General features: G+C 60.4%; 10 protein-coding genes. 9 read left to right on the forward strand and 1 reads right to left on the reverse strand.

Annotated elements, in window-relative coordinates:
* Positions 1 to 792 carry a phenylalanine 4-monooxygenase gene (gene phhA, locus AC0ZWN_RS19595; RefSeq protein ID WP_007920123.1) on the reverse strand — a complete coding sequence of 264 codons (792 nt, stop codon included), beginning with the start codon at positions 790 to 792 and terminating at the stop codon, positions 1 to 3.
* 391 nt (positions 793 to 1,183) lie between these two features.
* Here phhA and AC0ZWN_RS19600 point away from each other — a divergent pair, with 391 nt between their 5' ends.
* The 9 genes from AC0ZWN_RS19600 to AC0ZWN_RS19640 all read left to right on the forward strand — a co-directional run bounded on the left by AC0ZWN_RS19600 (position 1,184) and on the right by AC0ZWN_RS19640 (position 15,142).
* Positions 1,184 to 2,749: a sigma-54-dependent transcriptional regulator gene (locus AC0ZWN_RS19600; RefSeq protein WP_093439572.1), complete on the forward strand. Its 1,566-nt coding sequence runs from the start codon at positions 1,184 to 1,186 to the stop codon at positions 2,747 to 2,749.
* A 299-nt stretch (positions 2,750 to 3,048) separates the two neighbouring features.
* Complete coding sequence (locus AC0ZWN_RS19605; protein WP_093439577.1) at positions 3,049 to 3,789, forward strand: flagellar basal body rod protein FlgF; 741 nt, start codon at positions 3,049 to 3,051, stop codon at positions 3,787 to 3,789.
* A gap of 45 nt (positions 3,790 to 3,834) precedes the next feature.
* Positions 3,835 to 4,620 (forward strand): flagellar basal-body rod protein FlgG, encoded by a 786-nt coding sequence (flgG, locus tag AC0ZWN_RS19610; RefSeq protein ID WP_095050156.1) that lies wholly within the window; start codon positions 3,835 to 3,837, stop codon positions 4,618 to 4,620.
* Between the two features lie 52 nt (positions 4,621 to 4,672).
* Positions 4,673 to 5,368, forward strand: a complete 696-nt coding sequence (flgH, locus tag AC0ZWN_RS19615; RefSeq protein ID WP_038363773.1) for a flagellar basal body L-ring protein FlgH — start codon at positions 4,673 to 4,675, stop codon at positions 5,366 to 5,368.
* A 27-nt stretch (positions 5,369 to 5,395) separates the two neighbouring features.
* Positions 5,396 to 6,484: a flagellar basal body P-ring protein FlgI gene (locus AC0ZWN_RS19620; RefSeq protein ID WP_176091703.1), complete on the forward strand. Its 1,089-nt coding sequence runs from the start codon at positions 5,396 to 5,398 to the stop codon at positions 6,482 to 6,484.
* 11 nt (positions 6,485 to 6,495) lie between these two features.
* A complete protein-coding gene (gene flgJ, locus AC0ZWN_RS19625; RefSeq protein ID WP_220558315.1) occupies positions 6,496 to 7,788 on the forward strand; it encodes a flagellar assembly peptidoglycan hydrolase FlgJ in 1,293 nt (430 codons plus the stop codon).
* 24 nt (positions 7,789 to 7,812) lie between these two features.
* Positions 7,813 to 9,858: a flagellar hook-associated protein FlgK gene (flgK, locus tag AC0ZWN_RS19630; protein WP_476336186.1), complete on the forward strand. Its 2,046-nt coding sequence runs from the start codon at positions 7,813 to 7,815 to the stop codon at positions 9,856 to 9,858.
* 13 nt (positions 9,859 to 9,871) lie between these two features.
* Positions 9,872 to 11,440 carry a flagellar hook-associated protein 3 gene (locus AC0ZWN_RS19635; protein WP_476336187.1) on the forward strand — a complete coding sequence of 523 codons (1,569 nt, stop codon included), beginning with the start codon at positions 9,872 to 9,874 and terminating at the stop codon, positions 11,438 to 11,440.
* A 108-nt stretch (positions 11,441 to 11,548) separates the two neighbouring features.
* Complete coding sequence (locus AC0ZWN_RS19640) at positions 11,549 to 15,142, forward strand: glycosyltransferase (RefSeq protein WP_476336189.1); 3,594 nt, start codon at positions 11,549 to 11,551, stop codon at positions 15,140 to 15,142.
* The last annotated feature ends 251 nt before the right edge of the window (positions 15,143 to 15,393 follow it).

The following is a 15,393-nucleotide window of genomic DNA, read 5'->3' on the forward strand; positions in this document are numbered from 1 at the left end:
TCACGCGGCTTTCGGTTTCGGCGGAAACTTCGGTGCGTGCAGACCCAGCTGCATGCCTTGGCGAACCATGGCCATGATGTCTTCATGGGCCACGTCGAACAGGCGCTTGAGGTTCGGCAGGACAAAGTACAGCGGTTGCAGGATGTCGATGCGATACGGCGTGCGCATGGCTTCGAGCGGATCGAACGCCTGATGCTCAGGTTCGTCCGACAGCGAATAAACGGTTTCTTTGGGCGAGGACAGGATGCCGCCGCCGTAGATGCGTTTGCCTTGCGGGGTGTCGACCAGGCCGAACTCGATGGTCATCCAGTACAGGCGCGCCAGGTACACGCGTTCTTCCTTGGTGGCCTGCAGGCCGAGTTTGCCGTAGGTGTGGGTGAATTCGGCGAAGTACGGGTTGGTCAGCAACGGGCAGTGACCAAAGATCTCGTGGAAAATGTCCGGCTCTTGCAGGTAGTCCAGCTCTTCGCGGGTACGAATGAACGTAGCCACCGGAAATTGCTTGCTGGCCAGCAGTTCAAAAAAGGTCTGGAAGGGGATCAGTGCCGGCACGCGGGCGACCTGCCAACCGGTGGTCTCGCCGAGCACCTTGTTGATCTCACCGAGTTGCGGAATGCGGTCGTGGGGCAGACCGAGTTTTTCGATACCGTCCAGATACTCCTGGCAGGCACGCCCTTCAATCACTTTCAGTTGGCGAGTGATCAGCGTGTTCCACACCGCATGTTCTTCGGCGGGGTAGTCGATAAAACCTTGCGCATCGGGCTCGCGGGCCACGTATTGCGTCTGCTTCATACTGCTCTCCTGCTAGGGGAATTCGTTCTTGTTATGTCCAGCGATGGATTCAGAATTACCTGAGAGCGATGTGGTTTGCAGTAGGTTGATCGCGATGCACGTAGGAAAATTCGCCTGAATTTGTAAAGTAATCGTTACGCTTTGACGGATATATCGCGTTTGCGGCTATTCGTAGGTTTGAAAAGGCCGATGGCTGTCACATAATCTTGACAACTATCTGCGTGCCTCGGCAGAAAAATGGGCTCCGGGCGCACCGCAATACCTGTGGGAGTGAGCTTGCTCGCGAAAGCGCTGGGTCTGACACATCAATGCTGGATGTGCTTACGCCTTCGCGAGCAAGCTCGCTCCCACAGGGTCGGTATTCAACTCCCAATCTTGTCGGGCCTTATATATGCGCATCAAAGTCCACTGCCAGAACCGCATCGGCATCCTGCGCGACATTCTCAACCTGCTGGTTGCCTACGGGATCAACGTCGCGCGCGGTGAGGTCGGCGGTGAGCATGGCAACGCGATCTATCTGCATTGCCCGAACCTGATCAACATCCAGTTCCAAGCGTTGCGCCCGAAATTCGAGGCGATCGCCGGGGTGTTTGGCGTCAAGCGGGTTGGGCTGATGCCCAGCGAACGTCGGCACATGGAGTTGAATGCGCTGCTCGGCGCGCTGGAGTTTCCGGTGCTGTCGATCGACATGGGCGGCTCGATCGTGGCGGCCAACCGTGCGGCGGCGCAGTTGCTCGGTGTGCGCGTCGATGAAGTGCCGGGTATTCCGCTGTCGCGTTACGCCGAGGATTTCGATTTGCCAGAGCTGGTGCGCGCCAACAAATCGCGAATCAACGGCATGCGGGTCAAGGTCAAGGGCGACATCTTTCTGGCCGACATCGCGCCGCTGCAATCGGAGCACGACGACAGTGAGGCCATGGCCGGTGCGGTGCTGACCTTGCATCGCGCTGACCGCGTTGGCGAGCGTATCTATAACGTGCGCAAGCAGGAACTGCGTGGCTTCGACAGCATCTTCCAGAGCTCGAAAGTGATGGCCGCCGTGGTGCGCGAAGCACGGCGTATGGCGCCGCTCGACGCTCCGCTATTAATTGAGGGCGAAACCGGTACCGGCAAGGAATTGCTTGCGCGCGCCTGTCACCTCGCCAGTCCGCGTGGGCAGTCGCCGTTGATGGCGCTCAACTGCGCAGGCCTGCCGGAGTCGATGGCCGAGACTGAGTTGTTCGGTTACGGCCCGGGCGCGTTCGAAGGTGCACGCGCCGAAGGCAAGCTCGGGCTGCTGGAATTGACGGCGGGCGGCACGCTGTTTCTTGACGGTGTCGGTGAGATGAGCCCGCGTCTTCAAGTGAAGTTGCTGCGCTTTTTGCAGGACGGTTGCTTCCGCCGGGTCGGCAGTGATGAAGAGGTTTACCTGGATGTGCGGGTCATCTGTGCGACGCAGGTCGACTTGTCGGAGTTGTGCGCGCGCGGCGAGTTTCGCCAGGATTTGTACCACCGCTTGAACGTGCTCTCCCTGCACATCCCGCCGTTGCGCGAATGCCTCGACGGGTTGACGCCGCTGGTCGAGCACTTCCTCGATCAGGCCAGTCGGCAGATCGGTTGCACACTGCCGAAACTGGCGCCGGCGGCGATGGATCGCCTCAGTCATTACCACTGGCCGGGCAACGTGCGGCAACTGGAGAACGTTTTGTTTCAGGCAGTTTCGCTGTGCGATGGCGGCACGGTGAAGGCCGAACATATTCGTCTGCCGGATTATGGCGTGCGTCAGCCGCTTGGCGATTTCTCGCTGGAAGGCGGGTTGGACGAGATTGTCGGGCGATTCGAAAAAGCGGTGCTGGAGCGGTTGTATTCCGAGCATCCGAGCAGTCGGCAGTTGGGTAAGCGTTTGGGGGTTTCGCATACCACCATTGCCAACAAGCTGCGTGAATACGAAGTCGGCAAAGAGTCGGGCAGCACGTGATCGTTCCCACGCTCTGCGTGGGAATGCAGCCCGGGACGCTCCGCGTCCCAAAGCGGACGCAGAGCGTCCATTGAGGTATTCCCACGCGGAGCGTGGGAACGATCATTCGAGGGATTGCCGCCAAGCGGCATAACACCGCCGGTTTTTCGACTTCGATACATTTCAAATTTCCCCTCGCCATCCCCCAAGTCCTTTGTTTGCCGGGCCTTTGTGCGCCAGAAAAAAGTTGGTCTGCAAATTGCTTATGGCTCAGCAGTACAGCGGTGGGCGGCAAACGTCCGGCATGCAGAGGAAAGAGTGTGGACAAGTACCTTTATGTGGCAATGACCGGCGCCAGCCAGAACGCACTGGCGCAGAAGGCTCATGCCAACAACCTGGCGAACATCTCCACCAACGGTTTTCAGCGCGACCTGGAGCAGGCGCGTTCGATGCCGGTGTTCGGTGACAGCTTTCCGGCGCGTGCGTTTGCCATGAGCGAACGGCCCGCCACCGACTTCACTCCGGGCTCGCTGGTGCAGACCGGTCGTGACCTCGACGTTGCGGTCACCGGCAATGGCTGGATCGCCGTGCAGAACCCGAACGGCGGCGAAAGCTACGTGCGCACCGGCAGCCTCAACGTCGACGCCCTCGGCGTATTGCGCGCCGGCAACGGTATGCCGGTGATGGGCAATGGCGGTCCGATCGCCGTGCCGCCCGAGCAGCAGATCGAAGTCGGTGAAGACGGCACCATCAGTATTCGTGCGATGGGCGAAGGCCCTCGTGTCATGGCGGAGGTCGACCGGATCAAGCTGGTCAACCCGGACATCAAGAACATGAACAAGGGCCTCGACGGCTCGATCTATACCAAGGACGGCCAGCCTGCGCCGGCCGATGCCAACGTCAAACTGGTGTCGGGTTTCCTGGAGTCGAGCAACGTCAACGCCGTTGAAGAGATGACCTCGGTGCTGGCCTTGGCCAAGCAGTTCGAGTTGCACGTCAAGATGATGAACACCGCGAAAGACGACGACCAGGCCATGGCTCGGGTCTTGCAGATCAGCTAATTATCAGAACGTCGCGCCGAAAAACAGGCGCACGAGGAGAATCGAATGCTTCCGGCTCTATGGGTTGCCAAAACCGGTCTGTCCGCCCAGGACACCAACCTGACCACCATTTCCAACAACCTGGCGAACGTGTCGACCACGGGTTTCAAGCGTGATCGTGCCGAATTCCAGGACTTGCTCTACCAGATCAAGCGTCAGCCAGGCGCTCAGTCGACTCAGGACAGCGAACTGCCGTCGGGTCTGCAACTGGGTACCGGTGTGCGCATTGTCGGCACCCAGAAAAACTTCACCGCCGGCAGCCTGCAAACCACCGAGCAGCCGCTGGACATGGCCATCGACGGTCGCGGTTTCTTCCAGATCCTGCAGCCGGACGGCACCACGTCCTACACCCGTGACGGTACCTTCCACCTCGATTCCAACGGCCAGATCGTCAACGCCAGCGGTTTCGCTCTGGAACCTGCCATCGTTATCCCGAACGATGCGCAGACCTTCACCGTTGGCCGTGACGGTACTGTGTCGGTGACCATTGCCGGTAACCCGGCAGCGCAAGTGATTGGCAACCTGCAAACCGCCGACTTCATCAACCCGGCCGGTCTGCAAGCAGTGGGTAACAACCTGTTCCTGGAAACTGCCGCTTCCGGCGCGCCGCAAGTCGGCACTCCGGGTCTGGCCGGTTTCGGTACCACCCTGCAGAACACCCTGGAAACCTCCAACGTCAGCACTGTTGAAGAGATGGTCAACATGATCACCACTCAGCGCGCGTACGAGATGAACTCCAAGGTGATCTCCACCGCTGACCAGATGCTCTCGTTCGTAACGCAGAATCTGTAATCAAGTCTATGAGGCGGCCATGAGGTCGCCTGCAACACCGTGAGGTAGGGTCATGAATCGCTTTGTATCTGTTCTGGCATTGAGTGGGGTCGTCTCGCTCGCGGGCTGCGTCGCTCCGACGCCCAAGCCCAATGACCCTTACTACGCCCCGGTGTTGCCGCGCACGCCGTTGCCGGCTGCCGCCAATAATGGCTCGATCTATCAGGCCGGCTTCGAGCAGAACCTGTACAGCGACCGCAAGGCTTTCCGGGTCGGTGACATCATCACCATCACCCTGAACGAGCGCACGCAGGCGAGCAAGAACGCCAATTCGCAGATGGACAAGAACAGTGACAACAAGGTCGGTCTGACCTCGCTGTTCGGCTCCAGCCTGACCACTAACAATCCGATTGGGGGCAACGACCTGAGTCTGAACGCCGGCTATAGCGCCGACCGTTCGACCAAAGGCGACGCCAAGTCCGGGCAGAGCAACAGCCTGACCGGTTCGATCACCGTGACCGTCGCTGACGTGCTGCCCAACGGCATCATCGCCGTGCGTGGCGAGAAGTGGCTGACGCTGAACACCGGTGACGAACTGGTGCGCATCGCCGGCCTGGTGCGTGCCGATGACATCGCCACGGACAACACTGTGTCGTCGACCCGGGTCGCCGATGCACGCATCACCTACTCGGGTACCGGCGCGTTTGCCGATACGAGTCAGCCAGGCTGGTTCGACCGTTTCTTCCTCAGCCCGCTGTTCCCTTTCTAGGTGGCTACGTTGAATTTCAAGAGCCTCATGCTGGCTGCGGCGCTGATGTCCGCAGCCTTTGGTGCCCACGCCGAGCGGCTGAAAGATATCGCCAGCATTTCCGGCGTGCGTTCCAACCAGTTGATCGGTTACGGCCTGGTGGTCGGGCTTAACGGCACCGGCGACCAGACGACGCAAACCCCGTTCACCCTGCAGACCTTCAACAACATGCTCTCGCAGTTCGGCATCAAGGTGCCGCCGGGATCGGGCAACGTGCAGTTGAAAAACGTCGCGGCGGTGTCGATCAGTGCCGACTTGCCGGCGTTCGCCAAACCCGGTCAGCAGGTCGATATCACCGTGTCCTCGATCGGTAACTCCAAGAGCTTGCGTGGCGGTACGCTGTTGCTGACCCCGCTCAAGGGTATCGACGGCAACGTCTACGCAGTCGCTCAGGGCAACTTGGTGGTTGGCGGTTTCGACGCCGAAGGGCGTGACGGTTCGAAGATCACCGTCAACGTTCCGTCGGCCGGCCGTATCCCGGGCGGTGCGTCGGTAGAACGTTCGGTGCCGAGCGGTTTCAACCAGGGCAACAGCCTGACGCTGAACCTCAACCGTTCCGACTTCACCACCGCCAAACGTATCGTCGACAAGATCAACGACATGCTTGGCCCTGGCGTTGCGCAAGCCATCGACGGCGGTTCGATCCGTGTCACTGCGCCGCTCGATCCGAGCCAGCGCGTCGACTACCTGTCGATCCTGGAAAACCTCGAAGTCGATCCGGGTCAGGCGGTGGCGAAAGTCATTATCAACTCGCGTACCGGCACCATCGTCATCGGCCAGAACGTGAAAGTGTCGCCAGCCGCCGTGACCCACGGCAGCCTGACCGTGACCATCACCGAAGACCCGATTGTCAGCCAGCCCGGCCCTCTGTCCAATGGCCAGACCGCTGTCGTGCCGCGCTCGCGGGTGAATGCCGAGCAGGAAGCCAAACCGATGTTCAAGTTCGGCCCGGGCACCACCCTCGACGAAATCGTCCGTGCGGTGAACCAGGTCGGCGCGGCGCCGGGTGACTTGATGGCGATCCTTGAAGCCTTGAAGCAGGCCGGCGCGTTGCAAGCCGACCTGATCGTGATCTGAGGCTGCCCCTTATGGATATGCGCAAAAGCGGTCTGGTCAGCAGCAGCGATTCGGGTTCCTACTCGGACCTCAATCGCCTGAACCAGCTCAAGGTCGGCGACAAGAACAGCGATGCAAACCTGCGCAAGGTGGCGCAGGAATTCGAATCGCTGTTCCTTGGCGAGATGCTCAAGTCGATGCGCTCGGCGACCAACGCCTTGGGTGAAGACAATCCGCTGAACACGCCGGCGGCCAAGCAGTATCAGGAAATGTACGACCAGCAACTGGCCGTTTCCATGTCCCGCGAGGGCGGTGGTATCGGTCTGGCCGACGTGCTGATGCGCCAGATGTCGAAGAACAAACCGCTGGCGCCGGGCGAGGCCGCTGCCGCGTCCGCCGCCAAGCAGGAAGAAGCCAAGGCGAAAGCTGCTGCCGTGGCTACGCCGATTGCCGCCGGCACCGTTGCCACCAATGGCCCGTTGTCGCGGCTCAATGGCGAGCGTCCGCTGTGGGCGTCGCGTTCGGTGAATGCGCCGAACACGCAACTGGCTCATCGCAACGATATGGAACTGATCAATCAGCGTCGCCTGGCTTTGCCACCAAAACTGGCCGATCGTTTGCTCGCCGGGCTGGTGCCGTCAGCCACGCCGGCAGCGGCAACGGCATTGCCGCAGCGTGCGACAACCGCTGCCTCCACTGGCGCCGGCCCGTTGTACAACGGCGACTGGCTGGCCCGCGCCGAGGGCGAAAAAGCTTCGGGTGGACAGATGCAGGTCTACGGTCGCGCCATGGCGCAGATTCCACTGGCGCCGGCGAAGAAAGCTTTCAGTTCCGCCGACGAATTCGTCAACACCATGCTGCCGATGGCCAAGGAAGCGGCCGACCGCATCGGCGTCGATCCGCGTTATCTGGTGGCGCAGGCGGCGCTGGAAACCGGTTGGGGCAAGTCGGTCATGCGTGCCCAGGATGGCAGTAGCAGCCACAACCTGTTCGGCATCAAGGCGAGCAGCAACTGGAAGGGCGATTCGGCCCGGGCGATCACCAGCGAGTTTCGCAATGGCGAGATGGTCAAGGAGACGGCGGAGTTCCGTTCCTACGCCTCGTACAAGGACAGCTTCCACGATCTGGTGACTTTGCTGCAGAGCAATAATCGCTATCAAGATGTCGTGAAGTCTGCCGATAACCCAGAACAGTTTGTACGCGAGTTGCAAAAGGCCGGTTACGCCACCGACCCGAACTACGCAAGCAAGATTTCGCAGATTGCCAAGCAGATGAACAGTTTCCAAAACTACGCTGCGGCGGGTGTATCCACCACGCCTTTATAAGGCACAAGGTATAAGGTCTGAACCATGAGTTTGCTCAATATCGGGATGTCGGGACTGTCGGCCAGCCAGTCCTCTTTGGCTACGACAGGCAACAACATTGCCAACGTCGACACCGCCGGTTATTCACGTCAGCAAACCGTGCAGGGCACCAAATCCTCGCAGCAGTTCGGCACCGTGTTCATCGGTACGGGCACGACCCTGGCCGACGTGCGCCGGGTGTACAACTCGTACCTGGAAAGCCAACTGCACACCGCTACTTCGCTCGACAGCGAATCGGCTGCTTACCTGGCGCAGGCCACACCGCTGGACTCGATGCTGTCGGACACCAACACCGGCCTGACCGGTGTGCTGCAGAAGTTCTTCACCACGATGCAGGGCGTTTCGACGTCGGCGACCGATGACACCTCCCGCCAATCGGTGCTGACCGGTGCGCAGGCGCTGACCAGTCGCTTCAATACCATCGCCAAACAGCTCAACGACCAGAACACCACCATCAACGGCAGCCTTGGCGACATGACGGCCCAGGTGAACAAACTGGCCACCTCGATTGCCAACCTGAACCAGAAAATCGGCGAGATCTCCACCAGTGGCGGTGCGCCGAACGATCTGCTCGACAGCCGCAACGAAGCCGTGCGCCAGCTCTCCGAACTGACGGGTGCACAGGTCGTCGAGCGTGGCACCAGTTTCGACGTCTACATCGGTAGCGGTCAGCCGCTGGTGATCGGCAACACCACCAACACGCTGAGCATGGTCGCGAGCAAAGACGACCCGTCGCGCATGGCCATCCAGATGGATCGCGGTTCGAGCACCATCGACATCACCTCGGCGATGACCGGCGGTGAAATCGGCGGCCTGCTGACTTACCGCAAAGAAGTCCTCGACCCGTCGCTCAACGAGCTGGGCCGCGTGGCGCTGGTGATCGCTGATCAGGTCAACAGCCAGCAAGCCCAGGGCATCGACAAGAACGGTGACTTCGGCGCGGCCATTTTCAACAACATCAACAGTGCCGCGCTGATCAGTTCGCGCAGCATCGCGCAGTCGGGCAACAGCACCGGTTCGGGTAACCTCGATGTCACCATCAAGGACACCGGCAAGCTGACCACCAGCGATTATCAAGTGACGTTCACCAGCGCCACTGACTACACCGTCAAGCGTTCCGATGGCACCGATATGGGCGCCTTCAGTACCACGACCAATCCGCCGCCTGTGATCGACGGTTTCACCCTCGCGCTCAAAGGTGGTGCGTTGAGCGCCGGTGACAGCTTCAAAGTCACGCCGACCCGCAATGCGGCGGCGAGCATCCAGACAGTGCTCACCGATCCGAAGAAAATTGCTGCGGCCGGTCCGTTGACCGGTGTGGCCAGCGCTGCCGGTCTGGGGACTTACACGCAGCCGACGCTCAGCAACAAGATCGATATCTACAACCCGACTGCCCAGGCTGACATGCAGGCGGCGCTGAAGAATTCGACGCCGGTCAAGCTCGTGTTCGGTGCGGTCTCCGGGGGCAGCCAGTCCTACACCTTTGTGGATGCCAAGGGCGGCCTCATCAGCAGCGGCACTATCGTTCCCGGTCAATCGAACACGCTGGACCTGAAAGTCGGCATCGTCGATGCCAGCGGCAACCCGGTGATGGACACCAGTGTTACGCCGAACGTGCAGAAGACATTCTCCGTACAGACCACCGTTGGCGGCACGCCGAAGTCCGGCGAAACCTTCACCATGAATCTCACCGGTGCGGCGTCTTCGGACAACCGCAACGCGCAATCGCTGGTCGCCCTGCAAACGGCGCAGACCGTCGATACCGGTTCGGCGAGCAAGGGCATCAGCCTGACTGACGCCTACAACAAGCTGGTGACCAACGTCGGTACCAAAACCGCCCAAGGCAAGTCCGACAGCGCCGCGACCTCGGCGATCCTGGATAACGCCAAAGGCGCGCGCGATTCGCTGTCCGGGGTCAACCTGGATGAAGAAACCGGCAACCTGGTCAAATATCAGCAGTACTACACAGCGTCTTCGCAGATCATCAAAGCTGCGCAGGAAACTTTCGCCACGCTGATCAACAGCCTTTAAGGAGTCGTAATTCATGCGCATTTCCACCGCCCAGTATTACGGCACGCAAGCGTCGGACTATCAGCGTAACTTCAACAAGGCCGTCGCCACCGCCAGCGAGGCGAGCAGCCTGCAGCGCATCAATACCGCCGCCGATGATCCGGTCGGTGCCGGGCGCTTGCTGCAACTGGGCCAGCAGGCCGCGATGCTCGATCAGTACAAGACCAACGTCGACAGCACCAAAAGTGCATTGACCGTGCAGGAATCCACGCTGGACTCGATCACCACGGCATTGGCCCGCGCCAAGGAACTCGCCCTGGCCGCCAACAATGGCACGGCCACCGACAAGGACCGTCAGGCTTACGCTTCGGAAATGGGCCAGATCCAGCAACAAGTGCTGGGTCTGATGAACGCCAAGGATGCCAGCGGCAACTACCTGTTCTCTGGTTCGAAGACCGACACCGCGCCGTATTCGCAGAATGCCGACGGCACCTACAGCTACAACGGTGACCAGACCACGATCAATCTGGGCATCGGCGATGGCATGACGATCGGCACCAACACCACCGGTTGGGCTGCTTTCCAGCAGACCATCAATACCGCGCGTACCAACGTCGCCATGACCGCACCGGCAGTGGATGACGGTCGCGTCGTACTGTCCAACGGCACGATCGGTACCGTAGCCACTTACAACTCCAAGTTCACCGCTGGCCAGCCGTATACCGTCAGCTTCCTCAGCAGCACCCAACTGAAAATCACCGATGCCCTGGGCAACGACGTGACGGCTGAGGCGAGCCAGAACGGTTTGGTCAGCAACAGCAGCGGTGCCAACCAGACGGTCAGCTTCCGTGGCGTCGACATGAAGCTGAACATCAACCTGAAGGCCGGTGATACCAACCCGGACGCGGTCATTGCCGGCCACAGCTTCCAGTTGTCCACCGCGCCTGACTCGTTCACTACCACGCGCAGCCCGGGTAACCCGTCGACCGCCGTGATTACCGGTTCGAGCATCACTGACCAGGCAGCGTACACCGCGGCATTCCCGCAGGGCGGCGCCGTTCTCAAGTTCACCAGCGCCACCGCATTCGATCTGTATGCTGCGCCGGTGACCGCGGACAGCAAACCGGTGTCCTCGGGCACTGTGGCCGGTAGCAACGCCACGGCGGCAGGCGTGACCTTTGCTCTGGGCAGCGCACCGGCAGCGGGCGATCAGTTCTCGATCCGCCCAAACGATCACCAGACCCAGAACGTGCTCGACACCCTCGGTCAGATGATTACTGCTCTGAATACACCGATCGATGGTGATCCGGTGGCCAAGCAGAAATTCCAGGGTGCCATGGAGGCGGGCCTCGGCAACATCGACGCGGCCAACAATCAAATCGGCACCGCGGTGACCGAGATTGGTGCCCGTGGTCAGGCGCTGGAAATGCAAGCCACCACCAATGACAGTCTGAGCACCGCGAATACCACCACGCAAGGTTCCATTCGCGATTCGGATCCGGCTGAAGTGATGACGCGACTGACCCTGCAGCAGACCATGCTGCAAGCTTCGCAGCTTGCGTTCAGCAAGATCAGCCAGTTGGGTCTGTTCAACAAGATCTGATCCTCAACGGGCGCGTAAGCGCCCGTTTACCCTGCCACTCAGTCATGTTTTTTAGCGGTATCAAGGGCTCGCTTTTCCGAGCGGGCTCGTATCGCCTGTGAGCCCGCCGTGAATTCACTCCCTCTTGTCAGTCTTGTCATTCCCGCCTTCAATCCGCGCTTCTTCGAGCGGACGCTGAACAGCGCTGTCAGCCAGAATTACGCCAATCTTGAAATCATCGTGTGCGATGACAATCGTGGCGACGAGATTGAAGACATCGTTACGCGGGTGACGGAGCAGACCGGCTTTGCCGTGCGTTACGTGCGCAACCCTCGAACGCTGGGGCTGGTCGGTAACCTGAAGGCCTGCCTTGAGCAAGCCCGGGGCGAGTTCATCAAATTCCTGTGTGATGATGACCTGCTGTATTCGGCCTGTATCGAACAGCAAGCCCACGAGCTGCGGCGTGACGAAGTCAGTTTGGTGGTAGCGCAACGGTTGTTGTGGGATGCCAACGACATCATCCTGCCCGCACGTCTGGAAAACAGCTCATTGTCGCCGGCCAGTGGCTTGCTCAAAGGCGACGATGTACTGAGCATCTTTGAAAAATTCCCGGTCAACGTACTGGGTGGATTCAGTAGTGCGCTGTTTCGCCGTAGCGACGTTGTGGAGCTTTTGCCAGCCTTGACCGAGGAGGGGGCCTGCTTCGTTGCGACGCTGGATTTTGCCTTGTACGTCTGTCTGTTGCGGCGCGGCAATCTGGTGGTCTCCAACAACGTACTGAGTGCCGAGCGTCTCTACCCCGAGCGTCTGAGCGCGCAGCAACCGATGAAAGACGCGGCCGAGATCGAGCGCGAGTGGATCTCGCAAATGCTCAAGGTCCGCAGCGGCGAGTCGGCGCCGGCGCCGGGCTGGGTTCGTTATGTGCCGTTGACCAAGGCCGATGAGTCGCCTCGGGTCTGGCAGGAGCTGCCGCTGAGCCGTACCCTCGGCACCAAGCAGAGCCGTCAGGAGCTGGGGGTCGGAGTCGACAGCTTCAGTTTTGGCGAACTCTATGCACAATGGCTGGCGGTTCGGGTGTTGACCGAGGCGCAGCGCCAATGGCTGCCGGAAACCCTCGCTGGCTGGCCGCACCGACCGCGCATCGTGCCGATCATCATTGATGCCCAAGGCAGTCGCGATGGCCTGGAGCGCACCCTTGCGGCACTCGCCGCTCAGGATTACCCGCCGGAGCTGGTTCTGGTGCTGTCCACGGCTTGCAGCGAGGCGAAGCTGGACGATCGGGTGTTCCACATGCCGTTGCAGGGTGACGGCCTGGAGCAGATCAACGCTCTGCTGCCGCAACTGGAAGGCGCCGACTGGTTTTATCTGTTGCAGCCAGGTGACTGCCCGGTGGCGCCAGCATTGTTGGTGATGGCCGATCGCATTGCGCACGCAAGCTCATTGACATGCCTGTACAGCGACGAAGGCAGTCTGCGCGATGGTGAGTCGGCCGAGCCTGCGTTCAAGCCGGATTTCAACCTCGACCTCATGCGCAGCTACCCTTACGTCGGGCGAGCGCTGGCGTTCCAGCGCGAACGGTTCCTGGCGCTTGGTGGTTTTACCTCGACGTTCGCCGAACTCGCGCCCCACGATGTGCTTTGGCGCATGGTTGAAAGCGATGGCCTGCAAGTGGTCGGGCACATTGCTGAAGTGTTGCTGGAGTCGAAATTCGATCTGTCGCAATGGCTCACTGATCCTGGCGTTGCGCAGCAAAGTCCGCGAATCCTCGAAGCGCATCTGCAACGCCTTGGCATTGCTCACGACATTCGCGACCGTAACGGCGGGCTGCTCAATCGTGTCGACTATCACCATGCCCGGCGCCCATTGGTGTCGGTGGTCATTGTCACGCAGGACCAGACGGCTGCCTTGCAACGCTGCGTCGAGACATTGCTGGAAAAGACCGACTACACCGAGTACGAATTGCTCTTGGTCGATAACGGCAGCGAAAGCGCTGAAGCGTTGGCTTGGCTGGACGGTATGGCGCAACTGGGCAGCGAGCGGATTCGCGTGCTGAGCTACCCGCAAAAGGGTAACGCGGCAGCGGTGCACAACTATGCCGTCAGCCAGGCGCGCGGTGAGTATGTGTTGATGCTCAACGCCTTTGCGGTGATCACCCGGAACGACTGGCTCGACGAACTGCTCAATCATGCGCAACGCCCGGAAGTCGGGGTGGTTGGCGCCAAGCTGTTCAATCCGGACGGCGGCGTGCTGCACGCCGGGCTGATTCTTGGCTTGAACGGGCCGGTCGGGTTGCCGTTCTATGGCCAGCCGATGCAGTCGGAAGGGTACATGCATCGCCTGCAGGCGGTGCATGACCTGAGTGCCGTCGGCGGTGATTGCCTGATGATTCGCAAGTCGGTGTTCGAAGCTGCCGGCGGGCTGGACGAGCAGGACCTCAAACAAACGCTCAATGTCGTGGACCTGTGTCTGCGCGTTGGCCGCGACGGTTATCTGGTGGTGTTGAACCCCAATGCGATCCTGGCTGTGGGTGCGCGGCCAAGTGCGATGGCGACACCGGAGGAAGAAGCGCAGCACGCCGAGGAGAGGGACACGTTTTACCAGCGCTGGCTGCCGCTCGTGGCGCGCGATCCGGCCTACAACGTCAACCTGACGTTGCAGGGCGTGGGCGCCACCAACTTCAGTCTGGAGCCGGGACTGCGCACGGGGTGGAGTGCGTTCTCCAAGGCGCAGCTGCCCAATCTGCTGGTGGTGCCGATCAATGCTTCAGCCATCGGCCATTACCGCATGAGCCAGCCGATGATCGAGCTGGAAGCGGCCAATCGGGCTGAAGGGCGCATTTGCTACGGCTTGCCGTCGATCATCGACATCGAACGTCAGTCGCCTGATGTGATCGTTCTGCAAGGGCGCTACTCGGAGTACGCCATCGATGAAATCCCACCGCTGAAAAAGTACTTCAACGCTCGACGGATCTTCGAACTCGACGACTACGTCATTGATGTTCCCCACCGCAATGCGCACATCCGTAACATGCCGAGCAAGCAGGACATGGAGCGCATGGTGCGGCGTGCGATCGGGCTGTGTGATCGCGCGGTCGTATCCACCGCACCACTGGCTAATGTGCTGTCGGACATGCACCACGACATTCGTGTCGTCCCCAACATGTTGGCCAAGGACTTGTGGGGCCACCTGCGCAGCCAGCGTCGGACCTCGAAGAAACCGCGGGTCGGCTGGGGCGGCGGCACCAGTCACCACGGTGATCTGGCGGTGATCGCCGAGGTCGTTCGTGAACTGGCCAATGAAGTCGACTGGGTGTTTTTCGGCATGTGCCCGGATGATCTGCGGCCGTACATGCATGAGTTCCATGGCGTCATCGGTCTGGACGTGTACCCGGCAAAACTGGCCAGTCTCAACCTCGATCTGGCACTGGCACCGCTGGAATTCCATATCTTCAACGACTGCAAGAGCAACTTGCGGCTGCTGGAATACGGCGCCTGCGGTTACCCGGTGATCTGTACGGATACCGAGGCCTATCGCGGTTATTTGCCGTGCACGCGGATCAAGACCAACAGTACGGATGAATGGCTGCAAGCGATCCGTATGCACTTGGCCGATCCGGATGCCAGTTATCGCATGGGCGATGAATTGCGTGAGGTGGTGTTGCGCGATTACGTGTTGCGCGGCGATAACTTGCGCTACTGGGAATACGGTTGGCTGGCGGATTGATCAAGCGGGGCTTGGCGGCCTTTGGGCCGACCAGGCTCTTGGGGTTTTGGAGGTGTATCCGTTGCTGCGGGGGTTGCTGATTAGGGTTCCGCCCTTACGGCGGGTCACTTTTTACAAACGCCTAAAAAGTAACCAAATGTATGGTCAGCCCATCTTCTGCCACTCAGCAGCGATTAACGGTAAATCGAGCTTGCGCTAATGTATCCGGGCTCAGTGTGAGCACGGATAGCGCTCGGCCCTTGATGAGTAGT

Source organism: Pseudomonas sp. 3B-A001-10F (genome assembly GCF_056313565.1).